This window comes from Amycolatopsis sp. NPDC049252 (genome assembly GCF_043197175.1).
Classification (GTDB): Bacteria; Actinomycetota; Actinomycetes; order Mycobacteriales; family Pseudonocardiaceae; genus Amycolatopsis.
The window spans coordinates 183718-209981 of record NZ_JBICSQ010000003.1; the positions used below are offsets into that span (position 1 = coordinate 183718).

Genomic DNA, 26264 nt, shown 5'->3' on the forward strand with positions numbered 1-26264 from the left:
AAACGGTACCGTCCCGTCTATATTGACGTCGGGACGGTACCGTCTCGTCCAAACGTTCAAGGAGGCATCCGTGCGACCGAGCGAACTCGTCGAGCACGCGCTCGACCTGCTGGTGAAGCACGACATGGCCGGGTTCGCCGGGCTGTGGGCCGAGGACGGCGTCCTCGAGTTCCCGTTCGCCGCGGCGGGCTACCCGCCGCGCGTCGAGGGCCGGAATGCCATCGCCGACTACCTGCGGGGCTACCCGGACCTGCTCGACATCCGGGCGATCACGGCGAAGACCGTGCACGAGACCGCCGACCCGGCCGTGGTGGTCGTGGAGATGACCGCGGCCGGTGTTGTCGTCGCGACGCGGAAGCCGTACGAGCTGTCCTACATCGCCGTGCTCACCATCGACGACGGCGAGATCCGGCACTACCGCGACTACTGGAGCCCGCTCGCCGCGGCCGAGCTGATGGGCGGCGTCGACGAGCTGACGTCGGCGTTCGCCGGGAGCGATCGTGGCTGACGTCCTGGTCCTCGGCGGCACCGGCACCACGGGGAGCCGGGTGGTCGCGGGCCTGCGCGAACGCGATGTCACGGCACGGGCCGCCACCCGCAAGGTGCACGAGCCCGGCCAGGTGCGCTTCGACTGGACCGACCGCGGCTCGCAGGTGGCCGCGCTGCGGGACGTCTCCGCGGTGTACCTGCTCGCCCCGATCGGCGAGGCCGAGCCCGCGCGCCTGGTCGAACCCTTCCTGGCCGACGCGCTCGACGCCGGCGTGCGCCGGGTGGTGCTGCTCAGCTCGTCGGCCGTCACCGAAGACTCACCCGGGCTCGGCGAGCTGCAGCGCCTGGCGCGCGCGGCGCCGGAGTGGGCCGTGCTGAAGCCGTCGTGGTTCATGCAGAACTTCACCGGCGAGCACCTGGTCGCCCAGGGCGTGCGGGACGGCGAAATCGTCACCGCCACCGGCGATGCCCGGGTGGCGTTCGTCGACGCCGGTGACATCGCGGCGGTCGCCGTCCGCGCGCTGACCGACGCCGAACCGCACAACACCGAACACGTGCTCACCGGCCCTTCGGCCTTGAGCTACGCCGAGGCGGCCGAGATCGTCGCCGCGCACACCGGACGTCCGGTGCGCCACCGCGCGGTGAGCACCGCCGAATTCGCCGCTTTGGTTGCGGCGTCGGGGATTCCCGCGGAGTTCGCCGCCGTCCTCGCCGCGCTCGACGAGGACGTCCGGCGCGGCACCGAAGACCGCGTCACCCCGGCCGTCGAAGAGGTCACCGGCCGGCCCGCCCGCTCGTTCCGCACCTTCGTGGAGGAGGAAATCCGATGAAGCAGCTCATGTTCACCGAGGACCCGCAGTTCTGGTTCGAAACCCTGCGCCTGTTCGGCCACGCGGCCTACGGCGGCTCGGACTTCGGCGAGGTGCTGGCGGCGGCGTCGACCGTGACGCCGGGGGACTACGACAGCTGGCACGACGCCTACCGCCGCCTGGCCGACCGGCTGTACGCCGAAGCGGCCGACGCGAGCCCGGTCACCGCGCGGGACCTGCTGCTGCGCGCGTCGACGTACTACTTCTCGGCGGACTTCTTCCTGCACGGCGACCCGGCGGACCCGCGGATCGCGGCGGCGTACGACCGCAGCGTCGAATGCTTCCGGCGCGCCGGTGTCGCCGAGCCGGTCGAAATCCCGTACGAGGGAACGGTGTTGCAGGGCTACTTCTACCGCGCGCCCGGCGCCGGGCCGAAGCCGGTCGTGGTGATGCACAGCGGTTTCGACGGCAGCGCCGAGGAACTCCACTTCTTCGGCGCGGCGTCCGGCGCCGAGCGCGGCTACCACGTGCTGACCTTCGACGGCCCCGGTCAGCCCGCCGCGATGCACCGCGAGAAGCTCGTGTTCCGGCCGGACTGGGAGCACGTCGTCACGCCGGTGGTGGACTTCGTGCTCGGGCTCGACGGTGTCGACCCGGGGCGGATCGCCCTGCTGGGCGTGAGCCTGGGCGGCGTGCTCGCCCCGCGCGCGGCGGCGTTCGAGCCGCGGCTGGCGGCGGTGATCGCGGTCGACGGCGTCTACGACGCGGGCTCCGCGGTGACGTCGACGCTGCCCTGGGACCGCGACGAGATCGTCCGCCGCGCCCGGGCGGAGCAGGACGAGGAGTTCGACGCGCTGCTCGCCGCCGGCCGGCAGGCGAACTCGACCCTGCGCTGGGCGTGCGACCACGGCCGCTACGTCCTGGGCGCGGCGACCGACCGCGAGTTCGTCGCGAAGTACCTCGAGTACACCCTCGAGGGCGGCATAGCGGAGAAGATCACGTGCCCGACCCTGATCTGCGAAGCGGCGGACGATCTGTTCTTCGGCGGCGAAACGGAAACCGAGCCACGCCGGCTGTACGCGCACGTGAACGCACCGAAGACGCTGCTGACGTTCACGGCGGAGGAAGGCGCGGACGCCCACTGCCACGTCGGCGCCCAGCGGCTCGCGGTCGGCCGCATCTTCGACTGGCTGGACCGCACGCTCTGACCCGCGGCCGCCGAACGGGTGACGGCCGAATGTCGTAGTAACAAAGAATCAGGGGTGCCGACTATGAGCGGGTATCGAGGCGGTCGCACCAGGCGATCCACGTGATCGGAAAGCACCGAAATGGCAGAGGAAACTGGCGACACCCGTGTCGTGATCAATCACCGAACCCTCCGGATCGGGCGGGAGAACTATGCGCTGAACAACATCGCGCGCGTGCAGGTGATCGGCGTCAAGCCGCCTCCGGACGCCGGCCAAGGAAACGCGAAGCTCGGCTGCATGTCGGCGTTCGGGGTCTTCGTCCTGTTCTCGATCCTGACCGCGAGCACGCAGAGCGGCGCCCTGGCAACGATCGGGTTCGTGGCGGCGATCGCCGTGGGAATTCTGGTTTTCATCAAGTCGAAGAAGGCGTACACGCCGCGCTACGCGCTCATGCTGGAAAGCACGGGAAACCCGAAAGCCGGCCTCATTTCCCCGGATCGGGAGAGCCTGGAGTGGGTTTCCGAGCGGATTGTCGACGCCATCGAGAACCCGCCGGAGACGGAGCAGTCCTACACGGTGAGCAATGTGTTCCTGGGTGATCAGTTCAACCAGTACGGCGACGGCAACATCGGCCGGATGGTGAACCCGTGACGGCGTGGGGCGGCGACCAGATCAACCAGTACGGCAACGGCAACATCGGCAAGATCGACCAGCGTTCGGGCGACGTGCGCAACCAGGTCAGCGTCGCCGAACGGGCTGCCGCCTCCGCCGAGCTGACCGCCTTCATCGCCCACCTGCACGAGGTGGGGCTGCTTTCGCCCGACGGTGATCCGGTGGACACTTCGGCCATCGAGGCGGAGATCGTGAAGAAGGAGTCCACGCTGCGGAAGGTGGTGAACGTGATCGGCCGGGGCGCGAAGGAGGCGTTGGCCAAGGCGGTGAACCACGTCGTCGTCCCGCTGCTGCTGAAACTGGTCGAGCAGCAGCTTCGCTGAGTCCGCCGCGGGGCTGACGCGGCTCTCGTGCCGCGTCAGCCTTCGAGGGCCAGGGCCGCGCCGAAGCCGAGCAGGGCCGTGCCCGTCACGCCGTCCATCGCGCGGCGCACCTTGCGTCGCTGCAGCCAGCCCCGCACCCGGTGCACGAACAACAGCAGCAGCACCTGCCACACCACACCCAGCGCCGCGACCGTGTACGCCAGCAGCAGCGAGTCCCCGAAACCCGACTCGGGGGTCAGGAACTGCGGCAGCACCGACAGGTACAGCACGATCACCTTCGGGTTGGTGATGTTGGACAGGAACCCCTCCCGGAAGCGCCGGCTCCGGGAGGCACGGGCGCGGCGGACGTCGTCCAGCGACTCGTAGTCGCCGCGCCAAGCGCCGCGCAGGGCCTGGATGCCCAGGTACACCAGGTAGGCCGCGCCGAGCCACTTCACCGTCTCGAACACCGGCTGGTAGCGGGTGATCACCGCGCCCAGGCCGAGCGCGGCCGCCGTGCCCTGCAGGAAGTTCGCGACGCTGATCCCGGCGCACGCCCAGCCGCCGCCGCGCGCGCCGCCGGTGAGGGCGTTCTTCAGCACCACCATCGTGTCCGGGCCCGGCATCATCGCCAGCAACGCCATCATCGCCGCGAACCCGGCGTAGGTGCTCCACGTCATCAGGACTCCAGGGCGAGGGCGGCGCCGAAGCCGACCAGTGCGGTGCCGGTGACACCGTCGAGCGTGCGGCGGACCCGCCGCCGCCCGAGCCACGCGCGCACGCGGTGCACGAACACCAGCAGCACCAGCAGCCACAGCCCGCCGATCACCGCGACGGTGTAGGCCAGCGCGAGCGCGTCCCAGGTCGTCGTGCGCACCGGGTCGAGGAACTGCGGTAGCACCGACAGGTACAGCACGAGCACCTTCGGGTTGGTGATGTTGGAAAGGAACCCTTCGCGGAACCTGCGGAAGCCTCCGCCGCGACGTCGTTGCTGCGTCTGCTCGACGACGTCGTAGTTCCCGCGGAACGCGCCGCGCAGCGCCTGGAAGCCGAGGAAGACGAGGTAGGCCGCGCCGACCCACTTGAGGGCGAGGAACACCGGCTGCGACTTCGCGATGAGCACGCCGAGCCCGAGCGCGGCGGCGCTGCCCTGCACGACGTTCCCGCTGACGATGCCGAGCGACGCGAGCAGCCCGCCGCGGAATCCCCCGGAAAGCGCGTTCTTCAGCATCACCATCGTGTCCGGTCCCGGCGCCAGCACGATCAGGACCACGATGACCAGGTAACTCCCGTACGAACTCCACGTCACGGCTGCCCACGCTAACCGACGGCCATCGGCCCGGTCTCGCGGATTTCCGTCACAGCGCCCGCCATGATCGTCCACGCACAGAGGGTGTACGCGCACGTACAGCGTGCTCGGCATTCGGCACCGGACACCTCGGCAGAGTAGTGTTCGGCCATGTCAGCAGGGGAAATCGATCTTCTACCCGGTGAGCGCGTGCTCTGGGCGGGAGAGCCGGTCCAGCGCCCGTTGTACGTCGCCGCCGACGGGGTGATCGCCCCCGCCGGACTCGTCGTCGCCGCGGCCGCGCTGTGGTTCCTCCTCACGCAGGAACCCGCGGGCGCGGGCATGCTCGCCGGAGTGGTGCTGCTCGTGGTCGGCCTGTACGGCGCGATCGGCCGTTCCGCCGTCCGCTACCTCGCGCTCGGCCGGACGACCTACGCCGTGACGGACAGCCGGATCATCGCGCGGTCGGGCCTGTTCCGGCAGAAGGAACTCGCCAGTGAGCTGGCCACCCTGTCGCCGCCGGTCCTCAAGCGCGGCGGCACGGGCACCGGCACGATCAGCTTCGGCGACACCGGATCGGTGACGCTGATCGGCGTCGGCGAGCCCAAGCGGGTTCGCGACCTGCTCACCAAGGCCATCGACGAGGCCAAGGCGCGCCAGGCCCCGCCGGAGGCGGACACTTCCGGCACTTCGGCCGCCTGAGGGCAACCGGTACGGCCTTCTCGAGCGTCAGCCCGGCAAAGAGCGCCGGGGAGGCCGCCGTGGAAGAGCCGATCATCGTGGTGCAGCCGGGTGAGCGGCTGCTGTGGTCGGGGCGGCCGCGACGGGTCGTCCCGGTCGGCTGGGAGTGGTGCCGCCTCGGTGCCGGCTCGTTCCTGGTGGCGGTGATCATCTCCTTCACCGGACTGTACGTGCTTCCCGTGCTCGTGTGGCTCGCGATCGTCTGCGGGCCGGTGGCCTTCCGGCTGCGGACGACGTATCGCGCGGTGTACGCGGTGACCGATCAGCGGGTCGTCGTGGCCGACCGCATCTCGGGTCACACCCGCAGGTGGATGGAGGTGACCACCCCGGTGGTCACCTCGCTCCGCGGCGACGGCGTCGGCACGCTCACCTTCCACCCGCTGTTCGAGACGGTGGACATTCTCGGCTTCGGCTTACCGAAGAAGAACCAACCGCGTCCGATCGCGCTGTTCGCCGTGCCGGACGTCAAGCGGGTCTACGGGCTGATCGTGCGGGCGCTGATCGCGGACTGACCACCCGGACGTGTCCGATTCCACTCCGCCACCCAAGTTACCGGCCGGTACACTCGATGGGTCGTCCAGTGCCGGAGGTGCACAGTGCCGTACCCATCCGACCACGAGCGGGATCGCCCCTGGGTGATGCGCACGTACGCGGGCCACTCCTCCGCCGCCGCGTCGAACGAGCTGTACCGGCGCAACCTGACGAAGGGCCAGACCGGCCTCTCGGTGGCGTTCGACCTCCCGACCCAGACCGGCTACGACCCCGACCACCAGCTCAGCCGCGGTGAGGTCGGCAAGGTCGGGGTGCCGATCTCGCACATCGGCGACATGCGGCGGCTCTTCGACGGCATCCCGCTCGCCGAGGCCAACACGTCGATGACGATCAACGCGCCGGCCATGTGGCTGCTCGCGCTGTACGTCTCCGTGGCGCGCGAGCAGGCCGAAACCGAAGGCCGGGACGTCGACGAGGTCCTCGCGAAGCTCACCGGCACCACGCAGAACGACATCATCAAGGAGTACCTGTCCCGCGGGACCTACATCTTCCCGCCGGGCCCGAGCCTGCGGCTGATCACCGACATGATCGCGTGGACCGTGCACCACGTGCCGAAGTGGAACCCGATCAACATCTGCAGCTACCACCTGCAGGAGGCCGGCGCGACGCCGACGCAGGAGGTCGCGTACGCGCTGTGCACCGCGATCGCCGTGCTCGACGCCGTCCGCGACTCCGGCCAGGTCGACGAAGCCGACATGGGCAAGGTCGTCGCGCGGATCTCGTTCTTCGTCAACGCCGGCGTCCGGTTCGTCGAGGAGATGTCCAAGATGCGCGCGTTCACCGCGCTCTGGGACGAGATCACGCGGGATCGTTACGGCGTAACGGATCCGAAGGCGCGCCGGCTGCGCTACGGCGTCCAGGTCAACTCGCTCGGGCTCACCGAGGCCCAGCCGGAGAACAACGTCCAGCGGATCGTGCTGGAGATGCTCGCGGTGTCGCTCTCCCGCGGCGCGCGGGCCCGCGCGATCCAGCTGCCGGCGTGGAACGAGGCCCTCGGCCTGCCCCGGCCATGGGACCAGCAGTGGGCGCTGCGGATGCAGCAGGTCCTCGCCTTCGAGACGGACCTGCTGGAGTACGAGGACATCTTCGACGGCTCGCACGTCATCCAGGCCAAGGTCGACGAGATCATGGCCGGCGCGCGCGAGGAGATCGCCCGCGTCCAGGACGTCGGCGGCGCGGTCGCCGCGGTCGAGAGCGGCTACATGAAGTCGCAGCTGGTCGGCTCGCTGGCCGAATACCGCCGCGGCATGGAGAACGGCGAACGGGTCCTGGTCGGGGTCAACAAGTTCGCGACGACCGAGCCGTCACCGCTGCAGGCCGAGGGCGCGAAGGCGATCGAGACGATCGACCCGGCCGTCGAGAAGGAAGCCGTTGCGGCGCTGGAGGATTGGCGCGGCCGGCGCGACAACGACGCTGTTGAGCGGTCTCTGGCCACGTTGAAGGAGACCGCGCAGACGTCCACGAACCTCTTCGAGGCCACTGTGGACTGTGCGCGGGCCGGGGTGACCACCGGCGAGTGGGCCGGTGCGCTGCGCGAGGTGTTCGGCGAATACCGGGCGCCCACCGGGGTTTCCGCGGCTGCCGCCGGCGGTGGCGACCCGGGGATCGAGCGGGTCCGGGAACGCGTCCGCGCCACCGAGGCGGAACTGGGCGAGCGGCTGCGGATCCTGGTCGGCAAGCCGGGCCTCGACGGGCACTCCAACGGCGCCGAGCAGGTCGCCGTCCGCGCCCGCGACGTCGGCTTCGAGGTCGTCTACCAGGGCATCCGGCTGACGCCCGAGCAGATCACCGCGGCCGCCGTTCAGGAAGGCGTGCACGTCGTCGGGCTGTCGGTGCTCTCCGGCTCGCACCTGGAGGTCGTGCCGCAGGTCGTCGACGGCCTGCGGGCCGCGGGCGCGGGTGACATCCCGGTGATCGTCGGCGGCATCATCCCGCCCGACGACGCCGCGTTGCTGACCGAACGCGGCATCGCGCGGGTGTTCACGCCCAAGGACTACGAGCTGACCGACATCATGGACGGCATCGTCTCGCTCATCCGGGAGCGCCACGGCCTCAGCTGAGGGCCGCCAGAACGTCCTTTGTGGACTTCACGGTGGCGAACTGGTTGGCCAGGTTCGCCGCCGTGACGCGGTACAGCTCGTCGGCGGTCACCTCCGGGAGGTCGAACGTGAACGTGGCGTCGAGCGCGAAAGTCACGTCGTAGCCGAGGTTCCCGCCCATCCGCGCGGTGGTCTCGCAGCAGAAGTTCGTCTGGATGCCGGCGAGCACGAAGCTCGTGATGCCGCGTTTGCGCAGCCACGCGTCGAGGTCGACGTCGCCGAGGAACGCCGAGTTGACCTGCTTGCCGAACACCAGGTCCGGGCGCGCGCCGTCGAGTTCGGGCTTGAAGTCGTTGCCCGGCTGCCCGGGCCGCAGCGGCGAGTCCGGCTTCACGGAGTCGTGGTGCACGAGCACCACCGGGAGCCGCCGCTCCTGCCACGCGTCGAGCAGTGCCTTCATGTTGGCTTCGGCGCCGGGGTTGTTGCGCGGGCCCCAGAAGCCCGCTTCGTCGAACCCGCGCTGGACGTCGATCAGGATGAGTGCCGTTTCGGTCATGACGTCGAGCCTCCTTGGTTCACGACGTCCAGGGGAGTGGCAGAAGACGCGCGATGCGGTACTTTTCTGCCATGCGCACGATCGGCGTCCTGCTCCTGCCCGGCACCCGGATGTTCGACCTCGCGGTGATCGGCGAGGTCTGGGGCCAGGACCGCACCGACAGCGGGATCGGCCCGTTCACCCTGCGGTTGTGCAGCCCGGGCCGGGTGCGCACGGCCGTCTCACCGTTCGGTGACGTCGCGGCGACGCACGGGCTGGCCGGGCTCGACGGTTGCGACCTCGTCCTGGCGCCGGGCCGCGACGACCCGTTGGCCTCGGTGCCGCCGTCCGCGATCGCGGCGCTGCGGCGGGCCCACCGGTCCGGGGCGACGGTCGCCGGCCTGTGCTCCGGCGCGTTCACGCTGGCCACCGCGGGCCTGCTGGACGGCCGCCCGGCGACGACCCACTGGCGTGACCTCGACGGCCTCGCGCGCGTCGCACCGCGCGCCGACCTGCGGCGCGACGTGCTCTACACCGACGACGGCGGCGTCCTGACCTCCGCGGGTGTGGTGGGCGGCCTCGACCTGTGTCTCTACCTGGTCCGCCGCGACCACGGCGCGGACGTCGCCGCCGCGCTCGCGCGCCGCCTGGTGATGCCGCCGGCGCGCGAAGGCGGGCAGCGCCAGTACGTCGACCATCCCTTGCCACCGTCGACCGCCCAGCCGGGTATGGCGTCCACAATGGACTGGGCGCTGGCCCGGATCGGCGACGACATCGGCGTCGAGGACCTCGTCGGGCACGCGCGCATGAGCGAACGGACGTTCCACCGGGAGTTCGCCGCGGCCACCGGCGTGACACCGGGACGCTGGCTGCGCGTCCAGCGCGTCCGGTACGCGCAGCGGCTGCTGGAGACGACCGAGCTGCCGGTCGAGCGGGTCGCGCAGCGCTCCGGGCTGGGCACGGCGGCGAATCTGCGGCGCCGGATGCGCGCGGAGGTCGGTGTCGGCCCCGACAGTTACCGGCGGACGTTCCGGCGGGTTACCGTCGGGGCATGACCGAGTACGAGCACATCCTGGTCAAGCGCGACGGCGACACCGTCACGATCACCATGAACCGCGCGGCACGGCGCAACTCGCTGTCCGCCGAGCACCTCGCCGAGCTGCTGGCCGCGTTTCGCGAGGCCGGGACGTCCGACGCGACCGGCATCGTCCTGGCGGGTGCCGGGCCGGTGTTCTCGGCCGGGCACGACTTCGGCGACGTCGCCGCGCGCGACCTGATGGACGTGCGCGAGCTGCTGACGTTGTGCACGGACCTGATGCGCACGATGCAGTCGGTTCCGCAGGTCGTCATCGCGCGGGTGCACGGCCTGGCCACCGCCGCGGGCTGCCAGCTGGTGGCGTCGTGCGACCTCGCGATCGCCGCCGAATCCGCGGGCTTCGCGCTCCCGGGCGGCAAGGGTGGCTGGTTCTGCCACACGCCGGCGGTCCCGGTGGCCCGCTCCGTCGGCCGCAAGCGCCTGATGGAGCTGGCCCTGACCGGCGACGTCATCGACGCCCCGACCGCGCTCGACTGGGGCCTGGTCAACCGGGTCGTGCCCGACGAGCAGCTGGACGACGCCGTCGCGGAGCTGCTCGCGCGGGCGACGCGCGGCAGCCGGGCGAGCAAGGCGATGGGCAAGGTGACGTTGTACGCCCAGCTGGATCGGCCCGAGGCCGACGCGTACGCGATCGCGCTGGAGGTCATGGCTTCGGCGTCCCAGCTGCCCGGCGCCCGCGAAGGCATGGCGGCGTTCCTCGAGAAGCGCAAGCCCTCCTGGCCCGACTGAGCCGCCCTGGCTCCGGCCGTGATCTTTCGTGCCCGACGGCCGTACCATACGGTATGGTATGGCCATGGCGAGCAAGCGGGACTGGCTGGACGCGGGGCTGGCGCTGCTGGCGGAGCAGGGCGCGCCGGCGGTGACGATCGAGCGGCTGACCGAGCGGCTCGGCCTGTCGAAGGGCAGCTTCTACCACCACTTCCGCGGCATCGGCGGCTACCGCACAGCGCTGCTGGAGCACTTCGAAGCCGAACGCACCACGCGGTTCATGGACGAGGCCGAGCGCGTGCAGGGTGACCGGCTGCGCACGCTGATGAAGCTCGTCCTCGCGCCTGGGCCGGGCCCCGAGCTGGAGATCGCCGTCCGGGCGTGGGCGCTGCAGGAAGCCGAGGCGCGCGCGGTCCAGGAGCGCGTCGACCGGACCCGCGCCGACTACCTGACCGAGGTCTGCGGCGACGCGGAGCTCGGCCAGGCGCTGTACCTGGTCGTCGTCGGCGCCGGGCAGGTCGTGCCGCCACTGTCGGGCGACCGGCTCAAGAGCGCGCTGGAACTCGTACTGGGGAGACGATCATGACCGACCTCGAGCCCTTCCTCGACGGCGCCGACTACGTCGAGTTCAAGGAGATCGAAAGCGAGAACAGCCTGCGCGAGTTCGTCGCGGGCGTCTTCGGGTGGAGTCCCGGATGGGTGAAGGTCCTCTACGGCGCCCGCTACCCGCTGGCGCGGGCACTGGGCCTGGAGACGGCGCGGGTGCCGCGTCGCCGCCGGTCCGCGGACGTCGGGTTCGAGCCCGGTGACGCGGTGGGGCTCTTCACCGTGCGGGCGGGCGACCCGGAGCGCTACCTGGTCGTCGGCGCGGAGGACCGTCACCTGAGCGGGTACCTGACGGTCGAGGTCGTTCCCGCGGCGCGCCGGCGGTTCCGGGTCGGCACGATCGTGCACTTCCACAACCGCGTCGGGCCGGCCTACTTCGCGCTGATCAGGCCGGTCCACCACCTGGTCGTCCGCGGGATGCTCAGGGCCGGAGCCGCTCGGCCAGCATGAGCTGGGCCCACGCGGCGATCGACTGCGCGTCGGTGATCCCGCCGGTGAGGATCAGCTTCTCGACTTCGTCACGCGAAAACCAGGCGCTGCGCATGTCCTGTTCCTCGAGCTCACGCTCCGGCTCGCCCTCGGTGAGTTCGGTGGCGAGGAACACCCAGCCGCGCTGGCTGCTCATGCCGGGCGCGACGTCGAGCTGGCCGAGCGTGACCATCGAGCCGGCGCGCAGCCCGGTCTCCTCGCGCAGCTCACGGGCCGCGAGCTCCTCGGGCGGCACCTCGGCCAGGTCCGGCGCGGTGCCCTGCGGGAACTCCCAGCGGCGCTCGCCGACGGGGTAGCGGAACTGCTCGACCAGCCGGAACCGGTCGCCGTCCTGGGCGACGACGAGCGCGTACGCCGGTTTGTCGATCACGCCGTAGATGCCGGCCGAGCCGTCGGGACGGCGGATTTCGTCCTCCCGCACGGTCATCCAGTTGTTCCGGTACACCTCGCGGGACGCGACACGCTGAATGGGGTCCACCCGACCAGTATCCCGGACCTGTCCTACCCTCCTCGGGTGCGTCTCGTGATCGCGCGGTGCCAGGTCGACTACGCCGGCCGGCTCACCGCCCACCTGCCGATGGCCACCCGGCTGCTGCTCGTCAAGTCCGACGGCTCGGTGTCGGTGCACTCCGACGACCGCGCGTACAAGCCGTTGAACTGGATGAGCCCGCCCTGCTGGCTGATCGAGGACGGCAAGATCTGGATCGTCGAAAACAAGCAGGGCGAGAAACTGGTGATCTCGATCGAGGAGATCTTCCACGACTACGCGCAGGCGCTGGGCGCGGAACCGGGCCTGCAGAAGGACGGCGTCGAGGCACACCTGCAGGAACTGCTGGCCGAGCACATCAAGACCCTCGGCGACGGCTACACCCTGGTCCGCCGCGAGTTTCCCACCCCGATCGGCCCGGTCGACATCATGGCCCGCGACGCCGACGGCAGGTCGGTGGCGGTGGAGATCAAGCGCCGCGGCGAAATCGACGGCGTCGAGCAGCTGACGCGCTATCTGGAACTGCTCAACCGCGACCCGCTGCTGGCTCCGGTGCAGGGGGTGTTCGCGGCCCAGATCATCAAGCCGCAGGCGCGAACCCTGGCGGAGGACCGCGGAATCCGCTGCCTGACCCTGGACTACGACGAACTGCGCGGCATCGAGTCCGACGAGTTCCGGCTGTTCTGAGTGGTCGAGCCGGGGCGCTACGTCCACTACAAGGGCAACGAGTACGAGGTGCTCGGTGTGGCATCGCACAGCGAGACCGAGGAACAGCTGGTGGTGTACCGGGTTCTCTACGGTTCGCGCGGGCTGTGGGTGCGCCCGGAGGCAATGTTCACGGAGACGGTCGAAACACCGAGCGGTCCGGTGCCGCGGTTTCGCCGCAAGACTTCCTGAGCCGCCTTCACCACAGTTCGACGGTCGCCCCGGCGCTCTCGAGTTCCCGGCGCGCCGCTTCGGCCCGTTCCGCCGGCACCTGCTGAAGCAGGATCGACGGTGTACCGGTGACCAACTCCTTGGCGTTCTTCCGCAAGGAGGCCGCGCGGATGATCGCGGTTTCCGGCCCTTCGATGATCAGCAGGACTTCGCCGTCGTACTCCTTCTTCCTCGCGGCCAGTGCGAGCACGCCGAGGAACAGCACGCGAGGGACGGTCACCCGGTCGTTGCGCCCGTACCGGGTTTCCACGCGGGCGGACAGGCCGTGGAGGGGGTGCCGCAGAACGTTGGATCCGGCGGTTTCGACGAGGACCGAAGCCGTCAGGCGCAAGCCCCGGTGGATCCCGACGACATCATGACGACGACGGCCAGTGGTGGTGACACAGGATTCCTCCGGGCGGTCCGGTGGCGGGAAGACGCACCTGAGTCGCCGCGCTCGTCGCCGCTGTTACGGTGATGCCGAATCGATGCCTTATTCGTGTATCTGATTCGGTTGCCATTACTCCGGTTCGGAAATTGTTGACCTGATAGCGCGCGTGAAGGTGACTGGTTAATTTCTCGCGGTTATCTTAATGCGCTGTTCGGGTGAGGTGCGGATCCATTGCCTCCCGCTCGTGGGATACTCGATTCGAGGGGTTCCGCCGGTGCGTCCGGCGTGGCCGGAGGGTGGTGCGCTCGGCCGTCTTTCTTTGTCGTGCCAACGTTTTCTTTCCGCCTTGAGCTTGGTGTGCGCATGTTCTCCGGTCGGCGTGCGCGCGTTTTCGCCTGCACGGAGGAGGAAGTCATGCGTTATCGCCCGCTCGGTTCCGATCCGCTCGACCCGCGGCTGGGCCGGTTCATTCCGGACGACTGGGAGCACGTCGAACGGTATCCGCTGTCCGCGCTCGCGGACGACGACCGGCCGACGCGGTCGCCCGTGGTCATCGGGGTCAACTGGTACTCCGCGTTCGACACGCCGGAGAAGGACGAGAAGTCCGGCGAGTTCTTCATCGCGAAGGCGGGCGCCGCCGCGCTCGGCCGGGTCCGCGGCGGGCACTGCGTGTGCCTCGAGCCGGGCGGCACCCCGGACACCGACGCCAACTACGCCTTCTACGACCAGGGCGCGGAAGGGGCCTGCGTCGGCTTCGGCTGGTCCCGGTGCATGTCGCTGTTCAACGGCAGCGAGTACACCGCCCGCTGGTTGTGGGACGCGGCCAAGAAGGGCGACGAGTGGCCCGAGACCAACCCCGGTGACGACAACGGCACCTCGGTCCGCGCGGCCGCCGAGGTGCTCAAGGACGCCGGGCACGTTCTCTGGGACGACTCGTACAAGAACGACGACTGGCAGGCGCGCGAGAAGTACGTTCCCGACAGCAAGCAGGGCATCGCGGCCTTCCGCTGGGCCAAGTCGGTCGACGACGTGCACGCCGTTCTCGGCAACCCGCGGGCCGACGAGCTCGGCGCGGTGCCGCTGCTCAACTCGTGGGGCCCGGGCTACCCGCACCGCACCTATCTGCCCGATGCCGTGCTCGCCCGGCTGATCGAAGAGGAGGGCGAGATCGCCGTCCCGACCGATCGATGAGCTGCAACTGAGTCGCTCCCGCGGCGTCGAGGGCGCGTTTCCGCTGGTCGGAGCCCGGGAAACGCGCCCTCTGTGCACAATGGACAGGTCAGCGTGCCGACCCTGAATCCATGCAGTACTGTCCGGATCCGACAGGACAGTGGTGATTCCTGTCGGTTGTTGTCCAGTTTGAAAAGACAGCCGGGAGGTGGGTCGGGTGCTTCTCGCCGATGCGAACCTGCGACTCGACGCCAACGCGATCGACTACATCGAGTTGGCGTTCTACTTCGTCCTGGTGCTCGGCATCGGGTACCTGGCACGACGGCAGGTGTCGAGCAGTCTCGACTTCTTCCTGTCGGGCCGTTCACTACCCGCCTGGGTGACCGGCCTGGCGTTCATCTCCGCGAACCTCGGCGCGGTCGAGGTCATGGGCATGTCCGCCAACGGCGCCCAGTACGGCCTGCCGACGGTGCACTACTTCTGGATCGGCGCGATCCCGGCGATGCTGTTCCTCGGCATCGTGATGATGCCGTTCTACTACGGCTCCAAGGTCCGCAGCGTTCCCGAGTTCATGCGCCGCCGCTTCGGCAAGCCGGCGCACCTGGTCAACGGCATCAGCTTCGCCGCCGCTCAGATCCTGATCGCGGGCGCGAACCTGTTCCTGCTGGCCAGCGTCGTGAACCTGCTGCTGGGCTGGCCGCTGTGGGTGTCGATCATCATCGCCGCCGTGATCGTGCTCTCCTACACCGCGCTCGGCGGGCTCTCCGCCGCGATCTACAACGAGGTCCTGCAGTTCTTCGTGATCGTCATCGCGCTGGTGCCGCTGACCATCATCGGCCTGGTCAAGGTCGGCGGCTGGCAGGGCCTGGTCGACAAGGTCACCAACAGCCCCGGCGGCACCGCTCAGCTGCACTCCTGGCCCGGTGACAACCTCACCGGCTTCGGCAACAACATCCTGTCGATCCTCGGCATCGTGTTCGGCCTGGGCTTCGTGCTCTCGTTCGGGTACTGGACGACGAACTTCGTCGAGGTCCAGCGCGCGATGGCGTCGAAGAGCATGTCCGCCGCGCGGCGCACGCCGATCATCGGCGCGTTCCCGAAGATGCTGGTCCCGTTCATCGTGATCATCCCCGGCATGATCGCCGCGGTCACCGTGTCCGAGTACGTCAAGGACAAGCAGGTCCTGCTCGACGGCGGCAAGGCGGAAAGCGGCGTCACCTTCAACAACGCGCTCCTGCTGCTGATGCGCGACCTGCTGCCCAACGGCATGCTCGGCATCGCGATCGCCGGCCTGCTGGCCTCGTTCATGGCCGGCATGGCCGCGAACCTCAGCTCGTTCAACACGGTCTTCACGTACGACATCTGGCAGACCTACATCAAGAAGGACAAGCCGGACGGCTATTACCTGCGCCTCGGGCGCATCGTGACGTCGGCCGGCACGATCCTCGCCATCGGCACCGCGTTCATCGCGTCGAACTCCGGCAACATCCTGAACTACCTGCAGGACCTGTTCTCGTTCTTCAACGCGCCGCTGTTCGCGACGTTCATCCTGGGCATGTTCTGGAAGCGGATGACCCCGCACGCCGGCTGGAGCGGCCTGGTGCTCGGCACCGCGTCCGCGGTCACCGTCTGGGGCCTGTCCCAGGCCGGGGTGATCGGCCTGAGCGGCCAGGGCACGAGCTTCGTCGCCGCCGGAACCGCGTTCGTCGTCGACATCGTGGTGAGCGTCGTCGTCTCGCTGTTGACCAAGCCGAAGCCGGACGAAGAGCTGGTCGGCCTGGTCTACTCGCTGACCCCGAAGTCGACGCGGCAGCACGACAACAGCGGCGAGAACTCGGGCTGGTACCGCAAGCCGGGCCTGCTCGCCGGCATCGTGCTCATCCTGACCATCGCCCTCAACGCCATCTTCTAGGAGGTCCGTCATGGCTACCGAGTCCGGCGCGCGGCCCAAGAAGGCGGGCGCTTTCGACATCCGGCTGATCATCGCCCTGCTGATCGGCGTCTACGGCGTCATCCTCACGGTGATGGGCGCCTTCTTCACCTCCGCCGCGGAGCGCGAGAAGGCGGCCGGCGTCAACATCAACCTGTGGGCCGGCATCGGCATGCTGGTGGTCGCCGCGTTGTTCCTCGTCTGGGCGCTGGTCCGGCCGCTGGTCGTGCCGGCGGACCCCGAGGCCGCCGAGACGACCGACACCACACCCGCGGCTGGGGAATAGCCGGGTTGTCCGGACAGCGGCACGATCGTGCCGCTACCGTGCATCGCGTGCTCCCTGACGTTCGGCGCCGCCGTCTCCCGAAGCTGTTCCTGCTGGTCACCGCCCTCACGCTGACCCTGACCGCGTGCGGGCCGGACCTCGGCAAGTCCAACTTCGCGCGGACGACGGTGCCCGCCGCGGCGGGCACCGGCCAGGTCTCCGACGGCCCGATCACCGACGCCGCGGTGGCTGCGAACGTGCTGCGCACGGTCAAGCCGTGCCAGTTCCTCACCAAGGACGCCCTCGGCGCGCTGGGCCTCGGCACGGTCGAGGAGGACCCGACGCCGTCGTCGATCGCCTACGACCGCTGCACCAACAAGGTCAAGGACCCCGGCGGCAAGGAGATCCGGCTCGACTTCGAGATCGGCAACACTCTCCTGCCACGGGCGGACAAGACGACCGGGCAGGTCGGCGGCCTGCCGCTGCGCGTCGACAAGACGGACGACGCCGACTGCACGGTCGCGGCGATGACGGCCCTGAACCCGGACACCGCCATCACGCTGACGGTCGCCTACCCGGGTGATCCCTGCCGTCCCGGGCAGACGGTGCTGGACGCCGTCGTGCAGAAGCTGCACAACTCGCCGGAGAAGTACTCCACGCCGCCGGGCACCCTGCTGACCGCCGACCCGTGCGCGATGGCGGACTCCTCAGTGGTCGCCTCGGCCGCCCCGTCGCCGAAGCCGGGGCCGACCGGCCTGCACAGCTGCGACTGGACGGGCAACGCCGCCAACCCGACGGTGTCGGTCGAGTTCCTGCCGGGCCTGCCCCCGCTCGTGGGCGACGGTTTCTCCAAGGTGGACCTCGGCGGCGGGATCACCGGCTTCCAGAAGAAGGGCACCGCGAGCTCGGCGGAGTGCGAGGTGGAATGGCAGCACCGGCCGTGGCAGGGCGACGACGTCGAACTGGCCCAGGTCCGCTACCGGAACTACAACACCCAACCGGACACGGACGACGCGTGCGGCAAGGCCGTCACCGTCGCGAAGAACGTCGTTACGAAGCTCCCGAAACCCTGACCTGGCGTCCGGCCGCGCGGAGATGTAGGAAGAGGGCACCCACCCGCCGATGTTGCCGGAGGTTGCCGTGAAGAAGATCATCAACGATCCGGCGAACGTGGTCGTGGAGTCGCTGCGGGGCCTCGCCGCCGCGCACGCCGACATCCTCCGCGTGCAGGAGGACCCGGACGTCGTGGTCCGGGCCGACGCCCCGGTCGCGGGCAAGGTCGCCGTGATCTCCGGCGGCGGGTCCGGGCACGAGCCGCTGCACGGCGGGTTCGTCGGCCTCGGCATGCTCGCCGCCGCCGTCCCGGGCGCGGTGTTCACCTCGCCCACCCCGGACGCCGTGCAGGCCGCCGTCACCGCGACGACCGGTGACGCCGGTGCCCTGCTGATCGTCAAGAACTACACCGGCGACGTGCTCAACTTCGAGACGGCCGCCGAACTGGCCGCCGCCGAGGGCCTCGAGGTGCGCAGCGTCGTGATCGACGACGACGTCGCGGTCAAGGACTCGACCTACACCGCGGGCCGCCGCGGGGTCGGCGGCACGGTGCTGCTGGAGAAGATCACCGGCGCGGCCGCCGAGCGCGGCGACTCCCTCGACGCCGTGACGGCGCTGGCGCAGAAGGTGATCGGCCAGGTGCGCTCGATCGGCGTCGGGCTGACCGCGCCGACCGTGCCGCACGCCGGCACCCCGAGCTTCGAGCTGGCCGACGACGAGATCGAGTTCGGCATCGGCATCCACGGCGAGCCCGGCCGCGAGCGGATCCCCCTCGAACCGGCCGACGCGCTGGTCGAGCGGATGGTCGAAGCGGTTGTCTCCGACCTGCCGTTCGCCTCCGGGGACAAGGTGCTGCTGTTCACCAACTCGATGGGCGGCACCCCGCTGGTCGAGCTGTACCTGGCACACGGCATCGCTGAGCGGCTGCTGGCCGAGCGTGGGATCGTGGTCGAACGCCGGCTGGTCGGCCCGTACATCACCAGCCTCGAGATGCAGGGGATGAGTCTGACGTTGCTCAAACTGGACGACGAGCTGACCGGGCTCTGGGACGCGCCGGTCAACACCGCGGCCCTGCGGTGGGGGGTCTGATGACCTGCAAGTCCGAGGGGGTCGCGGCGGCCGTGCGCGCCGCCGCGGCGGTCGTCGCCGAGCACCGGGCCGAGCTGGTCGAGCTCGACCGCGCGATCGGCGACGGCGACCACGGCGAGAACCTGAACCGCGGCTTCACGGCCGTCGTCGCGGCCCTCGACGCGGCCGAGCCGGACACCCCGGGAGGTGTCCTGAAGCTCGTCGCGACCACGTTGATCTCCAAGGTCGGCGGCGCGGCGGGCCCGTTGTACGGCACGGCTTTCCTGCGTGCCTCGGCCAAGCTGGGCACGACCGCCGAGCTCGACGTGCCGGCGCTGCTGGACGCGCTGCGCGCCGGGCTCGAAGGCGTCCAGGCCCGCGGGAAGGCCGTGGAAGGCGACGCGACCATGGTCGACGCCCTGATCCCGGCGCTCTCGGCCGCGGAGAAGGCAGCGGAAGACGGTGGGGACGTCGCCGCCGTGCTGACCGCGGCCGCCGACGCGGCCGACCGCGGCGCCGAGTCCACAGTGGAGCTGGTGCCGCGCAAGGGCCGGGCGTCCTACCTGGGCGAGCGGGCGGTGGGCCACATGGACCCGGGCGCGCGGTCGTCGGCGCTGCTGCTGCGGGCGTTCGCGGGAGCGGCCCGGTGAGCGTCGGCATCGTGCTCGTGTCGCACAGCGCGAAGATCGCGGAAGGCCTCGCCGAACTGGCCGCCCAGATGGCCCCGGACGTCACGATCGTGGCGGCCGGTGGCCTGCCCGGCGGTGAGATCGGCACGGACTACGACGAGGTCGTCGCGGCCACCCAGCGCGCCGACTCCGGTGCCGGGGTCGTGCTGCTCTACGACCTGGGCAGCGCCCAGATGACGGCCGAGCTGGCCGTCGAATCGCTGGCCGACCCGTCGGCCGCCGTCGTCGCCGACGGCCCGCTGGTCGAGGGCGCGATCGCCGCGGCCGTCGCGGCGCAGGCCGGGCAGGACCGCAAAGCCGTGGCCGAGGCCGCTGCGGGAGCGGGGTTGCCCGAGGACCTCGTCCCCACGCCACCGGCCACGGGTGGTGCCGAAGAGATCGAGCTGGAGCTGCACAACGAGGTCGGGCTGCACGCGCGGCCGGCCGCGGTGCTGGTGCGCACGCTCAGCGCGTTCGACGCCGAGGTGAAGGTCCGGCTGGGCGAGCAGGAGGCCGACGGGCACAGCGTGCTGGCGCTGATGTCGCTCGGTGCCCGCCAGGGCGACCGGATCCGGCTGCTGGCGAGCGGCCCGCAGGCGGCCGAGGCCCTGGCGAAGGCAAAAGAGCTGGTGGACGGCAATTTCGGCGAGTGAGCCCGCGTCGCCGACCGGGTGACGTGCGCGGTTCTGACTCGATTCCGTCTGGGCTTCAGATGGCGGCGCGTGGCAGTATCGGGGCAATTACCGGCGAGTAACATCACTGGAGGCCTCGATGGCGCGGGACATCTCGACAGTCGGAGTGGTCGGCCTCGGCACGATGGGGGCCGGTATCGCCGAAGTGCTCGCGCGCAGCGGGCTCGACGTCGTCACGGTCGAGCTCGACGAGACGGCGGTCGCCCGGGGCCGCGGGCACCTGGAGCACTCCACCGAACGCGCTCTTTCCGGCGGCAAGCTGGACGAAGCCGGCCGGGAGGCGCTGCTGGGCCGGATCCGGTACAGCACCTCGCTCTCCGATCTGTCCGATGTGGACCTCGTGGTCGAGGCGATCCCGGAGAGCCTGGCGGCCAAGGCCGACGTGTTCGCGGAACTGGACAAGATCACCCGGCCGGAGGTCGTGTTCGCGTCCAACACGTCGTCGCTGTCGATCACCGAGATCGGCGTGCACACCGCCCGCCCCGGCAAGGTCGTCGGCATGCACTTCTTCAACCCGGCGCCGGTGCAGAAGCTGGTCGAGATCGTGAAGACCGTGGTCACCGAGCCGGAGGTGGTCACCGACGCCGTCGCGTTCGCCGAGCGGCTGGGCAAGGTGCCGGTGGTGATCGGCGACCGGGCCGGGTTCATCGCCAACGCGCTGCTGTTCGGCTACCTCAACCACGCGGTGCGGATGTACGAGCAGCGCTACGCCACGCGTGAAGACCTCGACGCCGCCATGCGGTTCGGCTGCGGTTACCCGATGGGCCCGCTCGCGCTGCTCGACCTGATCGGGCTGGACACCGCGAACGAGATCCTCGACACGATGTACCACCAGTCCCGCAACCGGCTCCACGCCCCGGCGCCGCTGCTCAAGCAGATGATCACGGCGGGCCTGCTCGGCCGCAAGACCGGCCGCGGCTTCTACACCTACGACGCGCCGGACTCGCCGAACGTGGTTGCGGACACCGCGGTTACGTCCACTGTGGACGGAGTCTCGCCGAGGCCGGTCGCGAAGGTCGGTGTGGTCGGCACCGGGACGATGGCCACCGGTATCGCGGAGGTCTTCGCCAAGCGCGGCCTCGACGTCGTGCTGCGCGCCCGGAGCCTGGAGAAGGCGCAGGCGTCGGTGGCGAAGGTGAAGAAGTCGCTCGACAAGGCCGTGGTCAAGGGCAAACTGTCCGAAGAGGACGCGGCTCTCGCCTTGGCGCGGATCACGCCGGTCACCGATTTCGAGGCCCTCGCCGACGTCGACCTGGTCGTCGAAGCGGTGGCCGAGGAGCTTTCGGTGAAGCAGGCGGTGTTCGCGGCGCTGGACGAAGTCGTCCGCCCCGGCGCGGTCCTGGCCACGACGACGTCGTCCCTGCCGGTGATCGAGTGCGCGGCGGCGACCTCCCGGCCGTCCGACGTGGTCGGTCTCCACTTCTTCAACCCGGCCCCGGTGATGAAGCTGGTGGAGGTGGTGTCGACGATCGCGACGGCGCCGGACGTGGTCGCCACGGCGAGCGCGGTCTGCCAGGCGGTCGGCAAGCACGCGGTCCACTGTGGAGACCGAGCCGGCTTCATCGTCAACGCGCTGCTTTTCCCGTACCTCAACGACGCGGTGAAGATGCTGGAGGCCCACTACGCCGGAGCCGACGACATCGACACGGCGATGAAGGTCGGCTGCGGACTGCCGATGGGTCCCTTCGAGCTGCTGGACGTCGTCGGCCTCGACGTCTCCCTGGCCATCCAGCGGACGCTGTACAACGAGTTCCGCGAGGAGGGCTTCGCGCCGGCGCCGCTGCTGGAGCACCTGGTCACGGCCGGGCGGCTGGGGCGGAAGACCGGGAAGGGCTTCAAGGACTACTGAGCTCCGGCCCCGGTGGGACACCTCGCCGAGGAACGGGTTTCCCGTCGATCGTTACTGGTAGTAGCCCTCGACCGGGATGCGGGCCTCGTCGAACAGGGCGGGGCCCTCCAGTTTGTGCCCGCCCCAAGTGACCGGTGGGCGCAAGGTGAGGAACTGCTCGGTCGACAGCGCGTACACGACCCGGCCGAGCCCGGACCGCTCGATCGCGCCGGCGCACATGCCGCACGGCTGGGTGCTGGTGAACATCGTGGTCACCGCCGCGACTTCCGGGGCCAGGTTCTGTGCCGCCCAGCGGGCGAGCTTCAGCTCCGGGTGCGCCGTGATGTCGTTGTCGGTGAGCGAGGTGTTGCGATCCTCGACGAGGATCTGGCCGTCGGCGTCCGCCAGCAGCGAGCCGAACGGCGGGTTGCCGTGCACCTCTCGCGCTTCGCTTGCCAGCTCGATCGCCCGCCGCAGCAGGGTTTCTTCGGTGTCCTTCACAGCTTCTCCTTCCAGGACGCGGCAATCGCCGCGAGGTCTCGCCAAGCCGCCTCCGGGCGGAGGGTTTCGGCCGGGTCGCCGTCGAACGGGTCGAGCACGACGGTGTCCGCGCCCATCGCCCGCAGCTGCGTGAGGTCGTCGAGGACCTGGTCGAGCGTGCCCTCGCCGGCGCGCCGGTCCGGCCCGGTCACCGGCGTGTCCGTCAGCCGCAACAGGATCCGCGGCGCGAACGCCGGCACCGGTGCGTCGCCGGCCAGGTTCTTCAAGCGTCCCAGCCCTTCCCGCAGCCCGGACATGGTCAGCCGCAACGGGTGCCACGCGTCGCCGAGGGCGATGGCGCGGCGCAGCCCCGCGTCGCTGTGCCCGCCGAGCCAGATCGGGATCGGGCCCGCGCGGTAGTCGTCGTGCTCCGCCCAGGCCGCGCGGATCGCCCGCAGGTACTCGGTGGTGAGCTTCCCGCGCTTCTCGAACGGGACGTCCAGCGCGTCGAACTCCTGCTTCGCCCAGCCGATCCCGGCGCCGAGCACCAGCCGGCCGCCGCCGCTGAGCTGGTCGAGGTTCGCCGCCATCCGGGCGATCAGCAGCGGGTGGCGGTAGGGCACGACCAGCACCGTGGTGCCCAGGCGCACCCGGTGGGTGACGCCGGCCAGCCACGACAGCGTCGTGAACGGCTCGTAGAACGGCGCCGGGTACTGCGCCGCCACGTCCGGGGTGATCGCGACGTGGTCGGACACCATCAGCAGGTCGTAGCCGAGGCCCTCCACGGTCTGCGCCCACGCGCGCAGTGCGCCGGGATCCGTGCCGGGGCCGAAGTTGGGGACGTTCACGCCGATCTTCACCCGGCAAGGCTATCGAGGCGAAAGCGCTGATCGGAAGGGATCGATCACGGCGTTCGCCGCCTTCGGCCGTGGATCTCGCGGTATATTCGACGAATGACCGAGAGTCTCGATCCGACCGACTGGGCCATCCTGGTCGAGCTCCAGCGTGACGCCCGGCTGCCCCTCACCGAGCTGGGCCGCCGGGTGAACCTCAGCGCGTCCGCCACGACGGAACGCCTCCGCCGGCTCGAATCCACCGGCGTGATCACCGGCTACCGCGCGGACATCGACCTCGGCAAAGTCGGTTACGCGGTGCTCGCCGTCGTCCGGCTCAAGTACCCGGGCAGCCGCCACGAGCCGCTGCACAAGCTGCTGGCCGAGCGCTTCGAGATCCTCGAATGCGTGCGCACCACCGGGGACGACTGCTACACGCTCAAGGTCGCCGCGGCTTCGATGGCCCACCTCGAGCAGACGATGGACGAGCTGGCCCAGTTCGGCAGCACGACCACGAGCATCGTCTACAGCCAGACGCTGCCCTACCGGGGACCGCAGGAGCCCGCCCGTGACCTCGATTCCTGACCGCATCGTCGTTTACGGAGTCACCGGCTCGGGCAAGTCGACGCTCGCCGCGCGGATCGCCGAGCGCACCGGCCTGCCGTACCACTCGGTGGACGACCTGACCTGGCAGCCGGGCTGGGTCGCGGTGCCCGACGAGGAGCAGCGCCGCCGGATCGCCGAGGTATGCGCGGGGGAACGCTGGGTCCTCGACGCCGCGTACGGCAGGTGGAGGGACGTCGTGCTGCCCCGCACCCAGCTCATCGTGGGACTCGACTACCCGCGCTGGCTTTCGCTGGGCCGCCTGGTGCGCCGGACGGCCGTGCGCTCGGTGACCCGCGAGCGGATCTGCAACGGCAACGTCGAGTCGTTCCGCCAGATGTTCTCCAGGGACTCGATCATCCGCTGGCACTTCGTGTCGTTCGCGCGGAAGCGGGCGACCATCCGGGGCTGGGCCGCCGAACCGCCGTGCCCCGCAGTCCTCCGCATGACGTCCCCGCGCCAGGCACGCCGCTGGCTCGCGACGCTCTGACCTCACGCGCCCGGTGGCAGCAGCGGGCCGCCGCTCCAGTGCTGGAACACCAGGTTCGTGTGCACGCGGGCGACCTCGTCGCGGGCGGTCAGCTCGTCGAGCACCAGCCGCTGCAGCTCGCCGGCCGAGCTGGTGGCGACGTGCGCGAGGAAGTCGTCCGGCCCGGTCAGGTGGTAGACCGCGCGCACCTCCGGCAGGGACAGCAGGTGCTCGATGAACGGGTCCACCAGCGGCCGCCGGTGCGGGCGCACCTGGACGAACAGGAACGCCTCCAGCGGCCGCCCGAGCTTCGCCGCGTCGACCGACGCGTGCTGCCCGGTGATCACCCCGGTGTCCCGCAGCCGCGCCACCCGGTCCAGGCACGTCGACGGCGCGATGCCGACCGCGGCCGCGAGGTCCTTGTTGGTGATCCGGGCGTCGTTCTGCAGCCTGCGCAGAATGTCAAGATCAACCGGACTGAGTTCGACGTTCTCGGACATCGGCGAATGATATCCGAGACTGTTGCCTTGGATCCGGTGAAAGATCGAGCATGCTCGTATGACTTCCGCGCTGCGCACCCGAGCTGTCCACGCCGGCCGTGACGATCTCACGGACCTGGGCGTGCACGCCGCTCCGCTCGACCTGTCCACGACCTACCCGTCCCGTGACAGCGCCGGCGAAGCCGCCCGGATCGACGAGTTCGCCGCCGGTGGCGAGCTCGCCGGCCTGCCGATCTACGGCCGGGTGGGCAACCCGACCGTCGACCGGTTCGAGCGGGCGCTGGCCGAGCTCGAAGGCTTCGACCACGGCGTCGCGTTCGCCAGCGGCATGGCGGCGGTGTCCGCCTGCCTGCTTTCCGCGGTGGCGCAGGGGAAACGGCACGTCGTCGCCGTGCGCCCGCTGTACGGCTGCAGTGACCACTTGCTCGAGTCGGGCCTGCTCGGCACCGAGGTCACCTGGGCCGCGCCGGACGCCGTCGCCGCCGCGCTGCGGCCCGACACCGGCCTCGTGTTCGTCGAAACCCCGGCGAACCCCACCCTCGCCGAGGTCGACATCGCGGCGCTCGCCGCCGTCTGCGGCGACGTGCCGTTGTTGGTGGACAACACTTTCGCGACGCCGGTGCTGCAGCGACCCGGCCGCCACGGCGCCCGGATCGTGCTGCACAGCGCGACGAAGTTCCTCGGCGGCCACGGCGACGTGATGGGCGGGGTCGTCGCGTGCGACGCCGAGGAAGCCGCCCGGCTGCGGCAGATCCGCTTCGCCACCGGTGGGGTGCTGCACCCGCTGGCCGGATACCTGTTGCTGCGCGGGCTTTCCACGCTGCCGCTGCGTGTCAACGCGGCGTCGGCGACCGCCGCGACGCTCGCCGAGCGGCTCGCCGACCACCCGGCGGTGACGGCCGTCCACTACCCGCGCGTCGGCGGACCGCTGGTGGCGTTCGAGATCGACGGCGACCCGCACGCCGTGATCGGCGCCGTCCGGCTGATCACGCCGGCCGTCAGCCTGGGCAGCGTCGACACGCTGATCCAGCACCCGGGGTCGATCAGCCACCGGATCGTCGACGCCGGCGACCGTCACGACGCCGGGGTGTCCGACCAGCTCATCCGGCTTTCGGCCGGGCTGGAGGACGTCGAGGATCTCTGGCACGACCTCGACCAGGCGCTGAAGGCGGTCTAGCCGCAGCAGCCGCCGCCACAGCACCCGCCGCCACCGGCCGGGGCCGCAGGACCGCCCGCAGCCCCGGTGAGGGCGACCGTGGTGAGCAGCTTGACGGTGTCGTGGTGGCCCTCCGGGCAGGCGGCCGGCGCGCCGGATTCGCTCATCGGGCGCAGGAGCTCGAAGGTCTCGGTGCACTCACGGCAGCGGTAGGCGTAGGTCGGCATGCGGCGATTATCGCCG

General features: G+C 70.4%; 34 protein-coding genes. 25 read left to right on the forward strand and 9 right to left on the reverse strand.

The annotated features are described in order from the left end of the window. Positions 1-70: 70 nt before the first annotated feature. The 5 genes from ACGFMK_RS06275 to ACGFMK_RS06295 all read left to right on the forward strand — a co-directional run bounded on the left by ACGFMK_RS06275 (position 71) and on the right by ACGFMK_RS06295 (position 3480). Positions 71-508 carry a nuclear transport factor 2 family protein gene (locus ACGFMK_RS06275; protein WP_392758918.1) on the forward strand — a complete coding sequence of 146 codons (438 nt, stop codon included), beginning with the start codon at positions 71-73 and terminating at the stop codon, positions 506-508. After that, positions 501-1319: an NAD-dependent epimerase/dehydratase family protein gene (locus ACGFMK_RS06280; RefSeq protein ID WP_392758920.1), complete on the forward strand. Its 819-nt coding sequence runs from the start codon at positions 501-503 to the stop codon at positions 1317-1319. Before ACGFMK_RS06275 ends, ACGFMK_RS06280 begins: the two co-directional genes overlap by 8 nt. After that, the gene (locus ACGFMK_RS06285; RefSeq protein WP_392758922.1) at positions 1316-2506 is read left to right on the forward strand and encodes an alpha/beta hydrolase family protein; all 1191 of its coding nucleotides are present in this window, start codon (positions 1316-1318) and stop codon (positions 2504-2506) included. Before ACGFMK_RS06280 ends, ACGFMK_RS06285 begins: the two co-directional genes overlap by 4 nt. A 120-nt stretch (positions 2507-2626) precedes the next feature. After that, positions 2627-3136, forward strand: coding sequence for a DUF6232 family protein (locus ACGFMK_RS06290; protein WP_392758924.1), 510 nt, complete (start codon positions 2627-2629; stop codon positions 3134-3136). Further along, the gene (locus ACGFMK_RS06295; RefSeq protein WP_392758926.1) at positions 3133-3480 is read left to right on the forward strand and encodes a hypothetical protein; all 348 of its coding nucleotides are present in this window, start codon (positions 3133-3135) and stop codon (positions 3478-3480) included. Before ACGFMK_RS06290 ends, ACGFMK_RS06295 begins: the two co-directional genes overlap by 4 nt. Positions 3481-3515: 35 nt before the next feature. Here the strand turns inward: ACGFMK_RS06295 and ACGFMK_RS06300 are convergent, their stop codons facing one another. Both ACGFMK_RS06300 and ACGFMK_RS06305 read right to left on the reverse strand, forming a co-directional pair. Further along, positions 3516-4139 carry a LysE family translocator gene (locus ACGFMK_RS06300; protein WP_392758928.1) on the reverse strand — a complete coding sequence of 208 codons (624 nt, stop codon included), beginning with the start codon at positions 4137-4139 and terminating at the stop codon, positions 3516-3518. Continuing rightward, positions 4139-4768: a LysE family translocator gene (locus ACGFMK_RS06305; RefSeq protein ID WP_392758930.1), complete on the reverse strand. Its 630-nt coding sequence runs from the start codon at positions 4766-4768 to the stop codon at positions 4139-4141. Before ACGFMK_RS06305 ends, ACGFMK_RS06300 begins: the two co-directional genes overlap by 1 nt. A gap of 150 nt (positions 4769-4918) precedes the next feature. Here ACGFMK_RS06305 and ACGFMK_RS06310 point away from each other — a divergent pair, with 150 nt between their 5' ends. From ACGFMK_RS06310 to ACGFMK_RS06320, 3 genes are all read left to right on the forward strand, one after another. Beyond that, complete coding sequence (locus tag ACGFMK_RS06310; RefSeq protein WP_392758932.1) at positions 4919-5449, forward strand: PH domain-containing protein; 531 nt, start codon at positions 4919-4921, stop codon at positions 5447-5449. A 59-nt stretch (positions 5450-5508) separates the two neighbouring features. Continuing rightward, positions 5509-6000: a hypothetical protein gene (locus ACGFMK_RS06315; protein WP_392758933.1), complete on the forward strand. Its 492-nt coding sequence runs from the start codon at positions 5509-5511 to the stop codon at positions 5998-6000. Positions 6001-6084: 84 nt separating this feature from the next. Continuing rightward, complete coding sequence (locus ACGFMK_RS06320; RefSeq protein WP_392758934.1) at positions 6085-8100, forward strand: protein meaA; 2016 nt, start codon at positions 6085-6087, stop codon at positions 8098-8100. On the opposite strand, the gene ACGFMK_RS06325 is transcribed toward ACGFMK_RS06320, so the two are convergent. Continuing rightward, positions 8093-8635, reverse strand: a complete 543-nt coding sequence (locus ACGFMK_RS06325) for a cysteine hydrolase family protein (protein WP_392758936.1) — start codon at positions 8633-8635, stop codon at positions 8093-8095. The two genes, ACGFMK_RS06320 and ACGFMK_RS06325, sit on opposite strands and share 8 nt — an antisense overlap. 71 nt (positions 8636-8706) lie before the next feature. Between ACGFMK_RS06325 and ACGFMK_RS06330 the strand changes: the two genes are divergently transcribed. The 4 genes from ACGFMK_RS06330 (at position 8707) to ACGFMK_RS06345 (ending at position 11474) form a co-directional block, all read left to right on the forward strand. Further along, positions 8707-9669: a GlxA family transcriptional regulator gene (locus ACGFMK_RS06330; protein WP_392758938.1), complete on the forward strand. Its 963-nt coding sequence runs from the start codon at positions 8707-8709 to the stop codon at positions 9667-9669. After that, entirely contained in the window at positions 9666-10439 is a 774-nt protein-coding gene (locus ACGFMK_RS06335; protein WP_392758939.1) for an enoyl-CoA hydratase-related protein, read from the forward strand. Before ACGFMK_RS06330 ends, ACGFMK_RS06335 begins: the two co-directional genes overlap by 4 nt. A gap of 64 nt (positions 10440-10503) precedes the next feature. After that, positions 10504-11004 carry a TetR/AcrR family transcriptional regulator gene (locus ACGFMK_RS06340; protein WP_392758941.1) on the forward strand — a complete coding sequence of 167 codons (501 nt, stop codon included), beginning with the start codon at positions 10504-10506 and terminating at the stop codon, positions 11002-11004. After that, positions 11001-11474 (forward strand): DUF2867 domain-containing protein, encoded by a 474-nt coding sequence (locus tag ACGFMK_RS06345; protein ID WP_392758943.1) that lies wholly within the window; start codon positions 11001-11003, stop codon positions 11472-11474. The genes ACGFMK_RS06340 and ACGFMK_RS06345 overlap by 4 nt, the downstream gene beginning before the upstream one ends. Here ACGFMK_RS06345 and ACGFMK_RS06350 read toward each other — a convergent pair. Further along, positions 11446-11991, reverse strand: coding sequence for an NUDIX domain-containing protein (locus ACGFMK_RS06350; RefSeq protein ID WP_392758945.1), 546 nt, complete (start codon positions 11989-11991; stop codon positions 11446-11448). The genes ACGFMK_RS06345 and ACGFMK_RS06350 overlap by 29 nt on opposite strands. A 36-nt stretch (positions 11992-12027) precedes the next feature. Between ACGFMK_RS06350 and nucS the strand changes: the two genes are divergently transcribed. Together nucS and ACGFMK_RS06360 are read left to right on the forward strand one after the other, a co-directional pair. Then, complete coding sequence (nucS, locus tag ACGFMK_RS06355) at positions 12028-12687, forward strand: endonuclease NucS (RefSeq protein WP_392758946.1); 660 nt, start codon at positions 12028-12030, stop codon at positions 12685-12687. Further along, entirely contained in the window at positions 12688-12897 is a 210-nt protein-coding gene (locus tag ACGFMK_RS06360; protein ID WP_392758947.1) for a DUF1653 domain-containing protein, read from the forward strand. It begins immediately after the preceding gene. A 7-nt stretch (positions 12898-12904) separates the two neighbouring features. Here ACGFMK_RS06360 and ACGFMK_RS06365 read toward each other — a convergent pair whose 3' ends face one another. Next, positions 12905-13141, reverse strand: coding sequence for a ribosomal protein L7/L12 (locus ACGFMK_RS06365; protein ID WP_392758948.1), 237 nt, complete (start codon positions 13139-13141; stop codon positions 12905-12907). A gap of 579 nt (positions 13142-13720) precedes the next feature. Here ACGFMK_RS06365 and ACGFMK_RS06370 point away from each other — a divergent pair. The 8 genes from ACGFMK_RS06370 to ACGFMK_RS06405 all read left to right on the forward strand — a co-directional run bounded on the left by ACGFMK_RS06370 (position 13721) and on the right by ACGFMK_RS06405 (position 22001). Next, positions 13721-14497: a hypothetical protein gene (locus ACGFMK_RS06370; protein WP_392758949.1), complete on the forward strand. Its 777-nt coding sequence runs from the start codon at positions 13721-13723 to the stop codon at positions 14495-14497. A 196-nt stretch (positions 14498-14693) separates the two neighbouring features. After that, the gene (locus ACGFMK_RS06375; RefSeq protein ID WP_392758950.1) at positions 14694-16388 is read left to right on the forward strand and encodes a sodium:solute symporter family protein; all 1695 of its coding nucleotides are present in this window, start codon (positions 14694-14696) and stop codon (positions 16386-16388) included. Positions 16389-16398: 10 nt separating this feature from the next. Continuing rightward, the gene (locus ACGFMK_RS06380; protein WP_392758951.1) at positions 16399-16692 is read left to right on the forward strand and encodes a hypothetical protein; all 294 of its coding nucleotides are present in this window, start codon (positions 16399-16401) and stop codon (positions 16690-16692) included. Positions 16693-16739: 47 nt separating this feature from the next. Beyond that, on the forward strand, positions 16740-17744 hold the full coding sequence (locus ACGFMK_RS06385; RefSeq protein ID WP_392758952.1) for a DUF3558 domain-containing protein: 1005 nt from the start codon (positions 16740-16742) through the stop codon (positions 17742-17744). 67 nt (positions 17745-17811) lie between these two features. After that, positions 17812-18813 carry a dihydroxyacetone kinase subunit DhaK gene (gene dhaK, locus ACGFMK_RS06390; protein ID WP_392758953.1) on the forward strand — a complete coding sequence of 334 codons (1002 nt, stop codon included), beginning with the start codon at positions 17812-17814 and terminating at the stop codon, positions 18811-18813. Then, the gene (gene dhaL, locus ACGFMK_RS06395; protein WP_323322745.1) at positions 18813-19442 is read left to right on the forward strand and encodes a dihydroxyacetone kinase subunit DhaL; all 630 of its coding nucleotides are present in this window, start codon (positions 18813-18815) and stop codon (positions 19440-19442) included. Before dhaK ends, dhaL begins: the two co-directional genes overlap by 1 nt. Continuing rightward, entirely contained in the window at positions 19439-20113 is a 675-nt protein-coding gene (gene dhaM, locus ACGFMK_RS06400; RefSeq protein WP_392758954.1) for a dihydroxyacetone kinase phosphoryl donor subunit DhaM, read from the forward strand. Before dhaL ends, dhaM begins: the two co-directional genes overlap by 4 nt. A 118-nt stretch (positions 20114-20231) precedes the next feature. Beyond that, positions 20232-22001 carry a 3-hydroxyacyl-CoA dehydrogenase family protein gene (locus ACGFMK_RS06405; protein WP_392758955.1) on the forward strand — a complete coding sequence of 590 codons (1770 nt, stop codon included), beginning with the start codon at positions 20232-20234 and terminating at the stop codon, positions 21999-22001. Between the two features lie 51 nt (positions 22002-22052). Here the strand turns inward: ACGFMK_RS06405 and ACGFMK_RS06410 are convergent, their stop codons facing one another. Together ACGFMK_RS06410 and ACGFMK_RS06415 are read right to left on the reverse strand one after the other, a co-directional pair. Further along, a complete protein-coding gene (locus ACGFMK_RS06410) occupies positions 22053-22481 on the reverse strand; it encodes a nucleoside deaminase (RefSeq protein WP_392758956.1) in 429 nt (142 codons plus the stop codon). Beyond that, entirely contained in the window at positions 22478-23320 is an 843-nt protein-coding gene (locus tag ACGFMK_RS06415) for an LLM class flavin-dependent oxidoreductase (protein ID WP_392758957.1), read from the reverse strand. The genes ACGFMK_RS06410 and ACGFMK_RS06415 overlap by 4 nt, the downstream gene beginning before the upstream one ends. Before the next feature lie 93 nt (positions 23321-23413). On the opposite strand from ACGFMK_RS06415, the gene ACGFMK_RS06420 reads away from it, so the two are divergent. Both ACGFMK_RS06420 and ACGFMK_RS06425 read left to right on the forward strand, forming a co-directional pair. After that, entirely contained in the window at positions 23414-23878 is a 465-nt protein-coding gene (locus ACGFMK_RS06420; RefSeq protein WP_392758958.1) for an Lrp/AsnC family transcriptional regulator, read from the forward strand. Next, positions 23862-24386, forward strand: coding sequence for an adenylate kinase (locus ACGFMK_RS06425; protein ID WP_392758960.1), 525 nt, complete (start codon positions 23862-23864; stop codon positions 24384-24386). The genes ACGFMK_RS06420 and ACGFMK_RS06425 overlap by 17 nt, the downstream gene beginning before the upstream one ends. A 2-nt stretch (positions 24387-24388) precedes the next feature. Here the strand turns inward: ACGFMK_RS06425 and ACGFMK_RS06430 are convergent, their stop codons facing one another. Further along, positions 24389-24865, reverse strand: a complete 477-nt coding sequence (locus ACGFMK_RS06430; RefSeq protein ID WP_392758962.1) for an Lrp/AsnC family transcriptional regulator — start codon at positions 24863-24865, stop codon at positions 24389-24391. A 58-nt stretch (positions 24866-24923) separates the two neighbouring features. Here ACGFMK_RS06430 and ACGFMK_RS06435 point away from each other — a divergent pair, with 58 nt between their 5' ends. After that, positions 24924-26042 (forward strand): trans-sulfuration enzyme family protein, encoded by a 1119-nt coding sequence (locus tag ACGFMK_RS06435; RefSeq protein ID WP_392758964.1) that lies wholly within the window; start codon positions 24924-24926, stop codon positions 26040-26042. On the opposite strand, the gene ACGFMK_RS06440 is transcribed toward ACGFMK_RS06435, so the two are convergent. Next, positions 26039-26248 (reverse strand): zinc ribbon domain-containing protein, encoded by a 210-nt coding sequence (locus ACGFMK_RS06440; RefSeq protein WP_392758966.1) that lies wholly within the window; start codon positions 26246-26248, stop codon positions 26039-26041. The genes ACGFMK_RS06435 and ACGFMK_RS06440 overlap by 4 nt on opposite strands. Positions 26249-26264 lie beyond the last annotated feature (16 nt).